Source organism: Paenibacillus sp. FSL L8-0502 (assembly GCF_038593055.1).
Taxonomy (GTDB): Bacteria; Bacillota; Bacilli; order Paenibacillales; family Paenibacillaceae; genus Paenibacillus; species Paenibacillus polymyxa_D.
Map to the genome: position 1 here is coordinate 2,558,479 of NZ_CP151958.1, position 15,350 is coordinate 2,573,828.

The following is a 15,350-nucleotide window of genomic DNA, read 5'->3' on the forward strand; positions in this document are numbered from 1 at the left end:
ATTCGTATTGTGTTGATGTCCTGAAATGACAATAACACAAATAAAATGTCCGGAATTTACCACTCATGGTTACAAACCTGTTACCCCAACGCTTTGTCCTCATTTATTAGAAAACGATGAGAATTTTCTCCCTAATTTTGGCTTGACAAATTGTATAGACTCCCCTTATAGATAGGCTCGTATGGCAAAAAACGACTTGCAGACGATTGGCACAAGCAATCACGCAAAATATACATACCTATATACTACAATTTATAACTTGTACGGGAGTATGCTCTGATTCCCGTTGACATCGTAAGGATCACACCGTATTTCCGGTCAGGAAGGGGAATTCGTATGGCTTCAAAGCAGAATAAAGCACTCAAAAAACGGCGTCTAACCATTGTTCAGGTCATTTCCAACTATCCCGATGCACAGCCGGTACCCTCTAACAAAGGCGGAACGGAAAAGGTCGTGCATGAATTAACTGAGGAATTGGTGAGACGAGGGCATCATGTATCGCTGTTTGCCGCCCGTGGGAGCAGGAGCAGTGCGCGGTTGATTACCTATCCCAAGGGTTTGAAACATAGTCAGATCCCCCAATATGTACTCCGGCATATGCCTTCCAACACACATATCATTCATGATCATACTTTTCGTTCTTCTGTGGGGCGTAGGAAGCTGCCTTGTCCATCAGTATGCACCGTTCATCTTCCAGTGAAGAGACACGGTAAAAACCCGGTATATGTCAGTAAACGAGCGCGTCAGCTGATGGGCAGGGGCAAAGGTTTTTATATCTATAATGGTATCAACACCCATGAATACGAGTTCAGCAGTGAGAAGCGTGGCTACTTGCTGTTTATGGGCAGAATCATACGAGATAAAGGTGTATTGCAGGCCATTCAGGTTGCAGAACGAACAGGAAAAAAACTGCTTATTGCAGGTCCTATCAAAGCTCCAGAATTTTTCCGTAAAGAGATTCAGAAACGAATTCAGCGCAATCCGAATATACGCTATGTGGGGGCAGTTGGAGGCGATCAGAAACAGAAATTGCTGAAACATGCAGAATGCCTGTTGTTTCCGACACTGTGGGAAGAGCCATTCGGACTCGTTATGGTTGAGGCCATGGCTTGTGGAACACCGGTGCTGGCATTAAAAAATGGCTCCGTCCCCGAGGTGCTCTCGGGCTTTCCGCAGTTGATTTGCAAATCGGTTAGCCAAATGGCACGAAAAGTACAGCAAAAAAACTACCCGTCACCAGCGAAGCTGCGTTTGTATGTGACTCAAAGATTTACCAACAAACAGATGACCAGTAACTACTTAAGACTATACCGTGAAATCATCCGTCGGCGAGAACAGAAGAGAGGACAACGACAGCCTATACGGAGGTGAAGGGGATGCAGGTCAAACGATATATGCTCGGAAATGGCTCTTGGGCAACTCCTTATTATATAGTCACAGGGGGGCAGAAAGGTCCGTGTGTGATGGTGGTCGCGGGGATACATGGTAAGGAAATAGCAAGCATACGAGCTGCTGAGAAATTGGTGAAGCTTTTGAATCAGCAAAAGCTGCGAATTAGCCAGGGTAAGCTTATAATTGTACCGATTGTAAATCAAGAGGCTTACCGCAAACGGATTAGAGGAATACCTGATCTTAATCGAACCTTTCCGCGCAAAAAAAAGCAGCTAGCAACACAACCGCTTTCCGCTGCTCTATTCAAATTAACACAAAAGCATCAACCTGAATGGTACCTCGACTTGCATGAGGCTAACGGATTGTCACAAAAGGATGCCAAGGTGCTTGGTCAAACGCTGATCTCCAACAAGGGTAATCCGGTGGTTCCTACGGTTCGTCGGATTATTAAGCGAATGAATCGCTCCATCCAGGTGAGCGACCGACATTTCAACATTCGGCTGCATGAGCTTCCAGGTTCCTCCCGCACCGCAGTAGCCCGTATTTTAGGTGCACGCGCGGTTACCGTGGAAACGGGTTGGAGCCTGCCTAAGAAAGTACGCATACACTATCAGTTGGAGATCGTTCAGCATTTTTTAAAAGAAGCCGGAATAGTCAAAGGTAACTGCATCACAAAATAATATCGCTTCTGGAGCAAGGGCTTTTTCACCTTGCTCAGAAGCGATTTTTTATGTGCGACCTGCGACCTTCGTTCAGAATCCGTAGCGTGCATTATATCTGAGGATTTTGCAAAAATCCAATAAGCGACTTCCAATGAACAATATATAGATCGAAATGGTCTAGTTCGTCTATATATTGCACTTTGGAGCGACTGAAATCAAATTTTGCAAAATCCTGATCTATGTGTTGTCAGGACTCGGATTTATAGAAGGCGTTCACCAAGCTGTTTCCCAGACGTACCTCAATCAGCTCCAGTGGTGTATCCAGATCGGCACGGATTGTGTGATGCGTATCGACCGGAATGCTAAATACAGAACCGCTTGCCGCAGCAAAACGTTCTCCGTTCAGCATGACCTCTCCCCGGCCGGACACGATCGTCCATACTTTAAGTCCACTGCCGTGAATACGGCCATTCAAACGTTGATCTGGCAGTACCGTCAGCCGTATGGCCAGTATATCGCTCAGACTCCGATGATCAAATTCGTCCAGCACTCGGTAACTGCCCCAAGAGGTTTCACCATGCATGGGGTGAAGTTGAAGTTTACCTAGCTGCTCCTTGATTACGTGGGCATGGCTCTTGGACGCAATGAGAATGCCATCGGGACTCGCGGCAGCAATAATATCTTCCACACCAATGACATGAAGTGGATAGGGCAGCTCATTAACGATATGCGTGCCGTGAGTCTGCCCACTAATCTGTCCACGCCCGATTACTTGACTGTTTAGCTGCTCTGTTAGGGCCTGCCAGTTGCCGATGTCGTGCCACTCGCCATCGTAGGGCAGGACGATGGCATGTTCGGCACGCTCTGCAATCTCTTCGTCGAAACTGCGAACGGGGAGGCTATCATACATCGCGCATAATGCTTTATCGTTCAGCGGCAGATCACTTCGCTCCATACAGGACAACATATACCGTAATGTAAAAGCGTAAACACCACAGTTCCACAGCGCGCCCTGATGAATAAGCTGTTGTGCTCCGGGGAGATCCGGCTTTTCTGTGAAGCGGGCAACTTGCGCATAGGAAGTTTTCCCTTCCCGTATCATTTGCAGACCCGGAACGACGTAGCCGTATTGGTCGGAGGGATGAGTGGGCCTTGTCCCAAGCATAGCCAGATCGGCTCCGCTCTCAAACAATATGCCGGAGAGCGCTGCTATGCTATGGAAGAAATCCTCTCCTGCAAACATGTCCGCTGGGGCAATGCAGAGAACTTCATCCAGCCCTGTGCCTCTGGTGTGAAAATAAGCAGCTGCCAGTGCAGCAGCGGTGAAGGTTCCACGTTTGGCAGGCTCGCCCAGAACGGGCAGACGACCTTCTGTATGGCGAAAGGCTAGATTTACCTGACTCCGATGAGCCAGAAGCAGGGCAGAGGAATCCAGCCCGGTTAAGGTAAGCTGACGGTACACCCGACCGAGCATAGATTCCTTATGCCCGTCAGGAGCGGACAACAACCGGAGAAACAGCTTCGACCGGATTTCGTTGGATAGTGGCCATAGCCGTTTTCCGGCACCACCGCATAATAATACGATGCGCACGGACGTTTCCTCCTTCAATGCAGATCTATTTTGGACTGCATCATTTTGCAGGATTTTAAAAACTATTTTAGCGATGATTCAATCTTTGTTTTTGGAGTAAGCTGGTACACCTTGCGTTGATGAAAAGATAAGGAGCGATAGCTCTTAGCCAAGACATCCAATTGTTTTTGCGACAGGGAAGAAGCCCGACGATGAAGCGCTTTATTCAATGACTTGCGCAAAATCATCCGAGAGGGTTGCTTGCTGTATAAATAGTTAGCATACGTTTCATATTCGGAAAAACCAAACTGTTTTGTCCGGTCTATACTGTGGATAATTGCGTTGTACCAAGGTTTTCCATGTCGTGCCTCGATAACTTGTTTGAGCTGGGTAAGGCGCGCTTTTTCAAAAAGCATATAGTGAGTAACAAAGGACTTTGGTGAGGGAGCTTTAACGCCCATCAGCTTGTGGTAGGTGCGAAAATACTCAGGCTGGCTCCAGCTGCGGTAGTAAAAAATCGTTTTTCCGTCTTTACGGAACGTATGTGGACGAATCAAAATCGTGTCCGCGTCAATGACGAGAAAAAAAGAGGCTTTACTGATTTTGTCGCCATTCATTTTGAGTAATTGTTGATACAGCCAGCCTGAGCGGTCCCAGCGTGTTGTCCCGTAATGAATATGTTTTTTGGTGATGGGCAGCACCTTTTTTTCGTCTATAAATGTACATTTCTTGTTTGCGCACAGACGGCGAATCCCAGTGCTTTGTGGTGAAACGATATAAATAGTTCCAATTCGGTGCTGCACGTGACGGCGCAGACTGTCAATCACCAGTGGTAGTGTGGCAATATCTTTATCAATTGCGGGGATCAGAACATCGATTGTAAGCGAACCCTTCTGGGGCCTATCCGATTGCGCTGACATGTTATTCACTCCCTATATGTGCAAATATACGCTCCCAGCGTCTCCCAATATCGTATGCTTGGACAGGCGCTTTCGACCGGGCAAGGTCAAACGTCCATTTCTATGCAGGACAGGGCTGATGAAGCTTCGAATGGGGAGTTAGCGCATACGATAGATTGATCTTTTTTAACAAGAGCGTTCTACCTGAGAGTAGAGAGGAGAGGGGCAAGTGAATTCTTCACAAGCGCAGGCGTCGCGCAGCAAATGGCATAAAACCCAATTGTTGCTTCAGAATGGAAGCATCAAACCTTATGTACCAGAAACTCGCAAATATAACAAAGCAAATTTGAAGTCAATGCTGGAGAAATACGGTATGGTCTATGTAAAACCCGAGCGAGGTACCTTTGGTAAAGGTGTAATGAGAGTAGAGCAGGAGGCTGGCCAGCGTTTCGCCTATCAATATGAGGAAACGCGTCAAGAATTTAAACATTTGGATGCACTATATACCAGCCTATCGAAACATACGGGGAAGAAAAGTTATCTTATTCAAAAGGGAATCCATTTACTACGCCATCAAATGCGTTATTTTGATATTCGGGTCATGGTGCAGCGTAATGAAAAAGGGCTATGGGAGTCTACTGGAATTATTGGACGTCTGGGTCATCCCCGTAAAATCGTGACTAACTATCATAGTGGTGGCAAGCCGATGGCCTTGGAGCAGTTACTAAAATCCCATTTATCGCAAAGCAAACAGGCGGAGCTGGTCAAGAAACTAAATGAACTGGGTCTTACCATCGCCAAACAACTGCAAAAAACATATCCAAATTTCCGGCAAATTGGTGTGGATATTGGACTGGATCATCGCTTTACCCCATGGATTATTGAGGTGAATACGAAGCCAGACCCATATATTTTTAACCAATTATCAGATAAGTCCATGTACCGTAAAGTATTAGGCTATTGGCGACTGGCTAATGAAAGAAGGAAGGTTAGGGACCCAAGCAAAGACACAAATAAAGATAAGAACAAAGATAAGAATGTAATTAAGGATTCTAAAAAAGAAAAAATATCTTGACCAGTAGATTACTACATTGCCAGCCCACTCCTATATGAACAATGGAGTGGGCAATTTAAAATTGAACAACCTGTGACCCTGTGCTATGCTTACATGAAAGAGAAGCTAGACGTACGAACGATGATCTTTACTATGCGTATAAACATCAGATGATACGATGAATAGAAAGGATGTGCAGCCATGAATTCTGTCATTGAACTTAACAATGTAAGCTGGAAGAGAGATAACCGCACCATACTGGATCAAATCAACTGGCAGGTAGCTGAGGGAGAGCACTGGGCTGTACTCGGCTTGAATGGGTCAGGTAAAACAACGATGCTCAATATGATTAACGGTTACATATGGCCAACCACAGGTAGTGTTGGTGTATTGGGCCATACCTTTGGGGATGTGGATCTGAGGGAGCTGCGCAAATCTATTGGTTGGGTCAGTTCCTCTTTACAGGAAAGAATTAATGGGAGTCAGCGTACGCAGGATGTTGTTATTAGTGGCAAATTTGCCTCCATTGGACTTTATGATCAGACGACGGATACAGATTATGAACAGGCCGTTCAGCTTATGACGCAACTGGGGTGTGCTCATCTCGTGGATCGATTGTATCAGGGATGCTCACAGGGAGAAAAGCAGAAAGTGCTTATCGCCCGCGCATTAATGGCCTCGCCCAAGCTACTGATTTTGGACGAGGCGTGTAATGGTTTGGACTTTTTTTCCCGGGAAGCATTGCTGGATAGCATTCGCCAGTTATCGGAGTCGCCGGCTTCGCCGAATTTACTGTATGTTACACATCATATCGAAGAAATTCTACCGATGTACACGCATACGATTTTAATCCGCCGGGGCACGGTATTTGCTAAAGGTAAAACGACTGATATCCTAAGCAGTGAAACGCTTAGTGCTTTTTTTGAAACACCTGTGCAAGTAGAATGGAGACAGAATCGCGCATGGCTCTCTATGGTGTAGAGAGTCTTTTTTTCTCGCTAACCTGCTACCAACATAATCAGAATAGGCAATATCAGGAATGAGGCAAGCGTGCTCCACAGGATGCAGGTGGAAACCAGTTTTGGCGATGCATTAAATTTTTCTGCTAAAATGACAGCATTCACAGCAACCGGCATTGAGGCGAGAATGAAGAGAACGGAGAACAAAAGACCTGAAATTCCCAGTATCAGCATAGCAAGACAAGCCGCAAGCGGGGAGAGTAGAAGCCGAATTGTTAGTCCGACGTAGCTGGCTTTTTTAATAGACGACTCCAGATTGAATATTTTTACATAAGCCATCTGGGTACCCAGAATCGCCAGCACGACCGGAGAATAGGCAGCAGCAATCATCGAGACGCCTGATTGAATCCCTGAGGGAAGATGCCAGTCCAGTAGCCGCAGTCCCATGGCGAGTAGAGCTGCATAGATCGCAGGAAGTGAAAACACCGACTTAACAGCACTTTGAACAGAAAATTCAGAGCGGGCTGCAAAATAAACGCCAATGGTATTGACCATAATTATCTGGATGACGACATACACGGAGGCTTTATCCAGACCGAGCTGCCCAAAGGCAAGTAAAATTAGGGGCAGGCCATAATTTGCACTATTGGTGAGTGTGGAGATTAAGGTAAGTCCAGCCGTTTCCGGAGTGCTCAGTCTAAAGATTTTCCCTGCTAATTGTGCAATTCCCCACAACAGCAGCAGGTTTAATATTGAAAAAGCGGCAGTCTGCGCCACATCATGCCAGGTAAGCTGTGCTTTGAGTAGCGTGTCCAGAATCATGGCGGGGCTTAAAAAATATAAATACAAAGTCGAGAGCGGTTTCGTTTCCAGCTTCATGAATTTTCCAAGTAAAAATCCGGCGATCACCGGAATGGACAGCGGAACGATAACCGATAATAGAGTTGAAAGTACGATTTGAATCATGAATTCCACCCATCCTTTCTGTAATGACATTTTCCATTATAAGATGCTACTTTCGAGCCCGTCCAAGATGAAAATACAATCAAGGCCATAGGTATATACTATGAAGCCTGCGGCACTTATTGTGAAAATAACAAAAGGGATGCCCACAGCCATGATGAACGGCTAATAGGGCATCCCTTTTATTATAATGAACCAATGATACTGCCAATTTATGCAGTAGCTACGGTTTCCGCTTTGGTTCGGCAATCGTCAGAGCAATAGTGCTGATGCTGTTCTTCGCAATCCGGACATGCAATATGCTGGAGATTGCACACTGGGCAGTTGATATAATGATCGCTCGGCGTTTCACAATGGAAGCACTTGCCGACAATGACGTCCTCATCCGTATGATTGATCGGAATCGAGATTCGTTCGTCAAATACGTAGCATTTACCGTCAAACAAACGTCCTTGTACTTCCGGGTCCTTGCTATAAGTCACAATGCCGCCATCCAGCTGGCCTACATCGTTAAATCCTTCTTTGATCAGAAGACCCGATAACTTTTCGCAACGGATACCTCCGGTGCAGTACGTCAGAATTTTCTTGTCCTTGAACTGAGTCATATTGTCGCGAATCCATTGTGGAAATTCACGGAACGATTCGACTTCGGGGCGAATCGCCCCACGGAAATGACCGATGTCATATTCATAGTCATTACGTCCATCCAGAACAACTACATCTTCATCTTGAAGCTGTTCATAAAACTCCTTTGGTGACAGACGCTTACCGCTAATTTCATTAGGGTCCAGCTCATCTTCATGACGCAGCGTAACAAGCTCCTGACGATGGCGTACAAATATTTTCTTGAACGCATGACCGTCAGACTCATCTATTTTAATAACGATATCGTGGAATTTCGGATTGGCGCGCAAATCACGCATATATTGCTCCGTTTGCTCTACTGTACCAGACAGTGTTCCGTTGATTCCTTCCGCAGCAATCAAGATTCTTCCCTTGACGCCCAGCTCCTTGCAGTAAGCCAGATGCTCTGCCGTAAAGGTGGCAGGATCTTCAATGTTGACATATTTGTAAAACAACAAAATTCGATAAGTATGTTCACACATGTAAAATCACCCTCTGATTCAAGTCAAAGTTTTTTAAAAGCAATTTTAAATGTACCACATTCTTTTAGTTAGTCAACTTAAATGTATAAAAAGTGGAAATGAAAAAGGAGACGAGCGACAAAAGTAAGGGTTTACATTATAATAGTTACGTACTGATGAGGGGATTTTTGGTAGCAGGATGAGATCTACTGGATGAAAGGATGAATGAAATGAAGCATCATTTGACAGCGCATACACCACCTATGGGGTGGAATAGCTGGGATTGCTACGGTGCAGCAGTACGGGAAGAGGAAGTACGGGGAAATGCTCAATATATGGCGGAGCATCTGAAGGAATATGGTTGGGAATATGTCGTGGTAGATATTCAGTGGTATGAGTCAGGAGCAGTATCTTCACAGTATCGCCCGTTTGTCCCATTGGCAATGGATTCATTTTCACGTCTTATTCCAGCGGTGAATCGGTTTCCTTCGGCAGCAGATGGACGAGGCTTCCAAGCTCTTGCGGAATATGTACACGGTCTGGGATTGAAATTTGGTATACATATTATGAGAGGCATCTCCCGCCAGGCGGTGCATCAGGATACCCCGATTTTGGGAACCACAGCCACGGCGAGACAAATTGCGCATCCCAACTCTATTTGTCCCTGGAACACAGATATGTATGGGGTAGATGCATCCAAGGAAGGCGCACAGGAGTACTATAATTCGTTGTTTGATCTGTATGCGGAATGGGGTGTGGATTTTGTCAAAGTAGATGACATTGCTGCATCACGTCTCTATGGTATTCATTTGGCGGAAATTGAATTGATTAGGCGGGCTATCGCCCAATGCGGACGTCCGATGGTGTTGAGTCTATCGCCTGGTCCTGCACCGCTGGAGTATGCATCTGATTTAATCGCAAACGCGAATATGTGGCGTATGACTGATGACTTCTGGGATGTATGGCCTTTACTGTATGGTATGTTTGAGCGCTGCGAGAAATGGGCAGAACATGTAGGTCCAGGTCACTGGCCGGATTGCGACATGCTGCCACTGGGTCATCTGGGCATTCGTTCGGTAGATTCGGTAGATTCCGGCAGCCATGACAGATGGACACGCTTTACTAAGGATGAGCAGCTAACGATGATGACCTTGTGGAGCATTTTCCGGTCTCCCCTGATGTTCGGGGGCGAACTGCGGGATAATGATGCATGGACTCTTTCTTTGCTGACTAATGAAGAAGTGTTAAATGCTCATCGCAACGGTTTGAATGCACGGCAGGTGTATAGAAAGGATGAACATATCGTTTGGACTTCACATAACGGGAAAGGGCATGTATATGCAGCTTTGTTTAATGCTGGGGATGAATCTTCAAAGGTGCGTGTATCCTTAAAAGACCTTGGTATTGAAGGTCAGGCAAATGCCAGAGATTTATGGAACCATGTAGATTTAGGTGTTTTAGCACAAGAGCTGTCCACAGATTTACCTCCTCACGGAGCAGCTCTATTTATTTTGAAATAGAGGATTTTGCAATAATCCTGAATAACATAATGTAAGGAAGAACTATGCTGTAGTTCCAACCCAATCACCCTATCGTAAAAGTGAAAGATATCTTTACAATAGGGTGTTTTTTTGCATGTGTAACTTTAGGATATTTTAACGAACTCGACATTATTCTTGGGAATATGACATTTGGAACGTGTTAATTTTATATAGTGCCTATTTCTGTACAAATTTAAATCATTTTAACGAATAGACTCGAGAAAGGAGTCAAATGATGAAATTAAAAAAAATCCACCAAAATGAACAGGACGAGCCTTGGCCCTCTAGCAAACCAATACTATGTATCGGGGGGGCCAATTTGGATCGTAAAATCATGATTAAAGGTACATTTCAGCTTCATACCTCCAATCCGAGCAGTACAAGACTGCAATCTTGCGGTGGGGTAGCACGAAATGTAGCCGAAAATTTAGGGAGGTTGAGCCAGCGGGTCAGCCTGCTGACCGCAGTTGGGGACGATGCGGAAGGTGAATTTATTATCGAACAGTCCAGCCGTTACATGCACGTGGTTCCTCTGCAAGTCCAAGGTGAACCGTCAACTGGGGTTTATACTGCCTTGCTGAACGAGCGTGGTGAACTGATTGTAGCGACAGCAGAAATGGAGATTTATGATCAGATTCGTCCTTCAGTAATTTTTGAAAATGCTCCTTTAATTGCCTCATCCCGACTCGTTCTGCTGGACACTAATTTCTCTATGAACGTAATTGCAGCCACCATACATGTCTGTCATGAGCATCGGATTCCGATTGTCGTTTCTTCGGTATCGGCCTCGAAGATGAGAAAGCTTCCCCGAAATTTGCATGGAGTGGAGTGGCTGGTATGTAAACCGGTGGAGGCTGAAGCCTATTTGGAGCTAGAACTTACAGATGATCAGCATATGTTGGATGCCACCCGAATTTTTCACAAACTTGGAGTTCAGAATGTCATTTTTATCTGCGGTGCTGATCGTGTTTTGTACGCCTCTCAGGATGGAACTCATGGCCAAATTCCCATTCATCCCGTTCAAGAGGTCATTGATGTCACAGGCGCAGATGATGCTTTTATTGCCGGGATGATATATGGAATTACCCAAGGTTATCCTATGGAGCAAGTGTGCCAATTTGGAATTAGCTGTGTCGACTTGACCCTGCAAACGGATCGGACGGTCTCAGAGACTCTTTCTATGAATAAACTCCATTCTAGGTTTCAGGAGCTGTATGGCACACATACGCAAAATTTTGTGTTTTTCAAGGGCGTGTATTTTAAAAAGAATGATACATAAGTAATCAAGAGAACTCTAACCTACAACAGCGCATATTTGGAGCTTCACGTATGTAATGGCCTCAATTATTGAATTTGTAAAAGGAGCATGTTGTATAATGGACAGACTGATCTATTCTATGCGGCCCTTACAGGCAGAGCAGGGTAACGAGTTTCTTGCTGTGTAGCAGAAGATTATCTCCTTGACTAGAAATTACATTTCGTGTAAAGTGGTGAAAATTGTAATATATAGGAATAGTGTAGACCAAGGATCAAAGGTTCAATACTCGCTGTACAGAGAAGAAACTCATGGGCTGAAAGGTTTCTCGCCGCGAATGAACGTTTCCCTGCCTTGCGAGCTGTAGCGGTTTGTATGATAAACCGTTACCGGCTAGACGCCGTTATCTAATGAAGGACCGTTCCGTGTATGGCTACGGTCAAATGAAGGGTGGTACCACGACACATTCGTCCCTGACGGATGTGTCTTTTTGCGTACATTTTATCGTCCAACAAGGAGGAAGCTACACATGCGCCAAAGCCAATTATTACTGACAACCTTGCGTGAAGCACCCGCAGAAGCTGAAGTGATCAGTCATCAGCTTATGCTGCGGGGAGGATTTATCCGCCAACTGGCGGCTGGAATGTACACCTATATGCCCCTGGGCAGACGGGTGCTCAGAAAAGTAGAGCAAATCGTACGGGATGAAATGGATCGCGTAGGGGCGGGGGAGCTGCTGATGCCTGTATTGCAGCCAACGGAGCTGTGGCAAGAATCAGGAAGATACGATGTTTACCGGTCCTGAGTTGATGCGTTTGCAAGATCGGCATGATCGGGAGTTTGCTTTGGGGCCTACACATGAAGAGGTCATTACGTCTTTAATACGAAATGAAGTGAATTCCTATCGCAAATTGCCTGTAACGTTGTATCAAATCCAAACCAAATTTCGGGATGAACGACGTCCGCGATTTGGCCTGCTTCGCAGTAGAGAATTTTTGATGAAGGATGCCTATTCGTTCGATGCACATTGGGAAGGACTAGATCATACCTATTCGACCATGTTCCAGGCATATCATCGCATTTTCACTCGCTGTGGTCTAAACTTTCGTGCAGTAGAAGCAGATGCGGGTGCCATTGGTGGCGAAGGTGAAACCCATGAATTTATGGCTCTAGCTGATATTGGAGAGGACACCATTGTAGCATGTACCTGCTGTGAATATGCAGCTAATCTTGAAAAAGCCGTGGCGCGATTGACGGGAAAAATAGAAATATCTCCTGTCTCATATAAAAATGAACAAGTCAGCCCTCCTTCTTTTGATACAGCTAAAATGGAAAAATTCCATACTCCAGGCCTGTGTACAATAGATCAACTGGTTGAATCGCTTCACATAGAGCCCAAAGAAATCATCAAAACACTGATTTATATGGCTGACGATCAACCTATTGCTGTAGTTGTTAGGGGGGATCATGAGGTTAACGAAGTGAAAATTAAACATATTTTAGGTAGTGAAAAATTCGAAATAGCAAGTACAGACATCGTGTCAAAGGCGACTGGAACCCCCTCGGGGTTCATAGGCCCATGCGGATTGACAATCCCTGTGTGGGTGGATTACGCCGTTGTCCAAATGTCCAGCGGTATCGCAGGCGCGAACGAGCTGGATTACCATTATCGACATGTGAACCCAAGGCGCGATATAGATCTTCGGCATGTGGCTGACTTGCGCAATGTCATAGAAGGGGATAGATGTCCTCGATGTGACGAAGGGGAATTGAAACTTCATCGTGGAATTGAGATCGGACACGTATTTAAATTGGGCACCAAATATAGTGAGAAGCTGGGTGCGACCTTTCTGGATGCGTCTGGAGCTGAGCAAGCGATGATTATGGGCTGCTATGGCATTGGCTTATCCCGGATCCTTTCTGCCATTGTAGAGCAAAATCACGATCAGAACGGAATGATATGGCCTTATGCACTAGCCCCGTTTCAAGTTCATATTATTCCGATTTCTGTGAAAGACAGGCTTCAGATGCAAATAGCCGAGAAATTACACAACCAGCTGCAGGATCGCGGTGTGGAGGTGCTGCTGGATGATCGGGAGGAACGGCCTGGGGTTAAATTCAAAGACTCCGATTTAGTAGGTATTCCCGTGCGCATCATCGTAGGTAAAGATGCCGAACACGGGAAAGTAGAGTTAGTGGAACGAAAAAGCTGCAACAAAGAGACGATTCGTATTGAAGATGTAGAGAGACGAATATTGGAACTACACTAAGCATCTATATCCCGTAGAATATGGCCTTCTCCGAGTGTAATCTCATGAAAGTCCGCCATCTGACGTGCCTGAAACCGGATTGGCTTGTCCCGACCTATCATAATGATATTTTGAACGTCGGCAGCGCCTTCCGAGGGGAGCGAGAAAGTTGAGACATAGGCAAATTCTTCACGCAACGTTGTATGAATGGCATGGATCAAATGGTCGTGTTCACTTTTGCCCATTAAATTCATGATCAGGGAGCCTTCGGAATCCAGCTTTTCTTTGGCCATCTTGAAAAATTCCCAGGATACTAAATGCAAGGGCGTACCCAGCTCCGTGAAGGCGTCCAAAATAACATAGTCATAAGCATCCGGCGCTTCCTTCTCCAGAAGGCGTCGTCCATCGCCAACAGTCACATTATCCTGATCGTATCCAAAGAATGTTCGGCTGAACTCTACAACTTGTGCATCCAGCTCGGCAATCTTAAAACGTTTATCTGTAAAATGACCCGCTATTGTACCTATACCGTGCCCGATAACAAATACATCTTCAAATGATGGATCGTTCAGCTCCATAAGATGGATAATTGCTCTCGGATATTCGAACAAAATGCGTTGTGGATGATTCAAGTCCACCGCGCCTTGGACGGCTGTATTTGAAAACTGCATCACCCGAAATAATCCCTTTTCACCATACAGCTCGGTGGTTTCGTATACTGTGATTTCATGATTATGGCTCAACTTTTTGTACAAGACATCCAAGTGAATGATCTCCTTCAAGTCAGACTTCCTCTTCATCTTAGACATGGATAGGGAGATTGTCCATAGATGAGGAGAAATGAAAGTACACATTTTCAAGCATCCCTAATTAGGTAGAATTGTTTATTTTTCCATAACAGAGTTGTTTAAACTTGTTCGTATGTCCTTTAGGAGATATAATATACAAGGATATAATGAAGTTCGTTGTGTATATTCATACAGGAAGAGAGCGGGATATTATGGGACGTAAGTGGAATAACATTAAAGAAAAGAAGGCATCCAAGGATGCTAATACGAGTCGTATATATGCTAAATTTGGCGTGGAAATTTATGTGGCAGCCAAACAAGGCGAACCTGATCCTGAATCCAATCGGGTACTAAGAGTAGTTCTAGAACGTGCAAAAACGTACAATGTACCCAAAGCAATCATTGACCGTGCTATTGAAAAAGCAAAAGGTGCTGGCGATGAAAACTACGTAGAGCTTCGTTATGAAGGTTTCGGACCGAACGGTTCCATGGTCATTGTAGATGCGCTGACCAATAACGTTAACCGTACAGCATCGGATGTGCGTTCTGCTTTTACTAAAAATGGTGGTAGCCTGGGTGTGAGCGGATCTGTAGCCTACATGTTTGATTCAACAGCAGTTATTGGTCTGGTGGGTAAAACCGCAGATGAAGTGCTGGAGCTACTGATGGAGGCAGATGTAGAGGTACGTGACATCATTGAAGAAGATGAAGCCGTCATCGTATATGCAGAGCCTGATCAATTCCATGCTGTGCAGGAAGCTTTCAAACAAGCAGGAGTAACTGAGTTTACCGTTGCGGAGCTCACCATGCTTGCCCAAAATGATATTTCTCTTCCAGAAGATGCACAGGTTCAATTCGATAAACTGATTGATGCATTAGAAGATTTGGAGGATGTTCAGCAGGTTTACCACAATGTAGACTCTGAGGAATAGT

The 15,350-nt window shown here is 45.3% G+C and carries 12 protein-coding genes and 1 pseudogene; 8 read left to right on the plus strand and 5 right to left on the minus strand.

Features of this window, described 5'->3' with window-relative positions; genetic code table 11:
• Window positions 1-336 precede the first annotated feature (336 nt).
• Together NSQ57_RS11395 and NSQ57_RS11400 are read left to right on the plus strand one after the other, a co-directional pair.
• A complete protein-coding gene (locus NSQ57_RS11395; RefSeq protein ID WP_342426040.1) occupies window positions 337-1,371 on the plus strand; it encodes a glycosyltransferase family 4 protein in 1,035 nt (344 codons plus the stop codon).
• Between the two features lie 5 nt (window positions 1,372-1,376).
• On the plus strand, window positions 1,377-2,072 hold the full coding sequence (locus NSQ57_RS11400; protein WP_165150067.1) for a succinylglutamate desuccinylase/aspartoacylase family protein: 696 nt from the start codon (window positions 1,377-1,379) through the stop codon (window positions 2,070-2,072).
• 229 nt (window positions 2,073-2,301) lie between these two features.
• Here the strand turns inward: NSQ57_RS11400 and NSQ57_RS11405 are convergent, their stop codons facing one another.
• Window positions 2,302-3,645 (minus strand): sugar phosphate nucleotidyltransferase, encoded by a 1,344-nt coding sequence (locus NSQ57_RS11405; RefSeq protein WP_029514867.1) that lies wholly within the window; start codon window positions 3,643-3,645, stop codon window positions 2,302-2,304.
• 62 nt (window positions 3,646-3,707) lie between these two features.
• The gene (locus tag NSQ57_RS11410) at window positions 3,708-4,544 is read right to left on the minus strand and encodes a DUF6492 family protein (RefSeq protein ID WP_342426041.1); all 837 of its coding nucleotides are present in this window, start codon (window positions 4,542-4,544) and stop codon (window positions 3,708-3,710) included.
• Window positions 4,545-4,752: 208 nt separating this feature from the next.
• Here NSQ57_RS11410 and NSQ57_RS11415 point away from each other — a divergent pair, with 208 nt between their 5' ends.
• The gene (locus tag NSQ57_RS11415) at window positions 4,753-5,598 is read left to right on the plus strand and encodes a YheC/YheD family protein (RefSeq protein WP_342426042.1); all 846 of its coding nucleotides are present in this window, start codon (window positions 4,753-4,755) and stop codon (window positions 5,596-5,598) included.
• Between the two features lie 180 nt (window positions 5,599-5,778).
• Complete coding sequence (locus NSQ57_RS11420) at window positions 5,779-6,558, plus strand: ABC transporter ATP-binding protein (protein WP_029514871.1); 780 nt, start codon at window positions 5,779-5,781, stop codon at window positions 6,556-6,558.
• A 17-nt stretch (window positions 6,559-6,575) separates the two neighbouring features.
• Here NSQ57_RS11420 and NSQ57_RS11425 read toward each other — a convergent pair whose 3' ends face one another.
• Together NSQ57_RS11425 and NSQ57_RS11430 are read right to left on the minus strand one after the other, a co-directional pair.
• Window positions 6,576-7,502, minus strand: a complete 927-nt coding sequence (locus NSQ57_RS11425) for an AEC family transporter (protein ID WP_342426043.1) — start codon at window positions 7,500-7,502, stop codon at window positions 6,576-6,578.
• Between the two features lie 209 nt (window positions 7,503-7,711).
• Window positions 7,712-8,605, minus strand: a complete 894-nt coding sequence (locus tag NSQ57_RS11430; protein ID WP_342426044.1) for a rhodanese-related sulfurtransferase — start codon at window positions 8,603-8,605, stop codon at window positions 7,712-7,714.
• 209 nt (window positions 8,606-8,814) lie between these two features.
• Between NSQ57_RS11430 and NSQ57_RS11435 the strand changes: the two genes are divergently transcribed.
• From NSQ57_RS11435 to NSQ57_RS11445, 3 genes and pseudogenes are all read left to right on the plus strand, one after another.
• Complete coding sequence (locus tag NSQ57_RS11435; protein WP_340932115.1) at window positions 8,815-10,104, plus strand: glycoside hydrolase family 27 protein; 1,290 nt, start codon at window positions 8,815-8,817, stop codon at window positions 10,102-10,104.
• 256 nt (window positions 10,105-10,360) lie between these two features.
• A complete protein-coding gene (locus tag NSQ57_RS11440; RefSeq protein ID WP_029514878.1) occupies window positions 10,361-11,404 on the plus strand; it encodes a carbohydrate kinase family protein in 1,044 nt (347 codons plus the stop codon).
• A 505-nt stretch (window positions 11,405-11,909) separates the two neighbouring features.
• Window positions 11,910-13,650, plus strand: a pseudogene (locus tag NSQ57_RS11445) (proline--tRNA ligase).
• Here NSQ57_RS11445 and NSQ57_RS11450 read toward each other — a convergent pair.
• Window positions 13,647-14,411 carry a fused MFS/spermidine synthase gene (locus NSQ57_RS11450; RefSeq protein WP_340957767.1) on the minus strand — a complete coding sequence of 255 codons (765 nt, stop codon included), beginning with the start codon at window positions 14,409-14,411 and terminating at the stop codon, window positions 13,647-13,649. The pseudogene NSQ57_RS11445 and the gene NSQ57_RS11450 sit on opposite strands and share 4 nt — an antisense overlap.
• A 218-nt stretch (window positions 14,412-14,629) precedes the next feature.
• Here NSQ57_RS11450 and NSQ57_RS11455 point away from each other — a divergent pair, with 218 nt between their 5' ends.
• Entirely contained in the window at window positions 14,630-15,349 is a 720-nt protein-coding gene (locus NSQ57_RS11455; protein ID WP_013310214.1) for a YebC/PmpR family DNA-binding transcriptional regulator, read from the plus strand.
• Window position 15,350: the final 1 nt, after the last annotated feature.

What these genes read in the sequence shown, in the direction of transcription:
- NSQ57_RS11420 (WP_029514871.1), top strand. Translation starts at nt 5,779, where the DNA reads ATGAATTCTGTCATTGAACTTAACAATGTAAGCTGGAAGAGAGATAAC.
- NSQ57_RS11395 (WP_342426040.1), top strand. Translation starts at nt 337, where the DNA reads ATGGCTTCAAAGCAGAATAAAGCACTCAAAAAACGGCGTCTAACCATT.
- NSQ57_RS11455 (WP_013310214.1), top strand. Translation starts at nt 14,630, where the DNA reads ATGGGACGTAAGTGGAATAACATTAAAGAAAAGAAGGCATCCAAGGAT.
- NSQ57_RS11400 (WP_165150067.1), top strand. Translation starts at nt 1,377, where the DNA reads ATGCAGGTCAAACGATATATGCTCGGAAATGGCTCTTGGGCAACTCCT.
- NSQ57_RS11430 (WP_342426044.1), bottom strand. Translation starts at nt 8,605, where the DNA reads ATGTGTGAACATACTTATCGAATTTTGTTGTTTTACAAATATGTCAAC.
- NSQ57_RS11425 (WP_342426043.1), bottom strand. Translation starts at nt 7,502, where the DNA reads ATGATTCAAATCGTACTTTCAACTCTATTATCGGTTATCGTTCCGCTG.
- NSQ57_RS11410 (WP_342426041.1), bottom strand. Translation starts at nt 4,544, where the DNA reads ATGTCAGCGCAATCGGATAGGCCCCAGAAGGGTTCGCTTACAATCGAT.
- NSQ57_RS11440 (WP_029514878.1), top strand. Translation starts at nt 10,361, where the DNA reads ATGAAATTAAAAAAAATCCACCAAAATGAACAGGACGAGCCTTGGCCC.
- NSQ57_RS11435 (WP_340932115.1), top strand. Translation starts at nt 8,815, where the DNA reads ATGAAGCATCATTTGACAGCGCATACACCACCTATGGGGTGGAATAGC.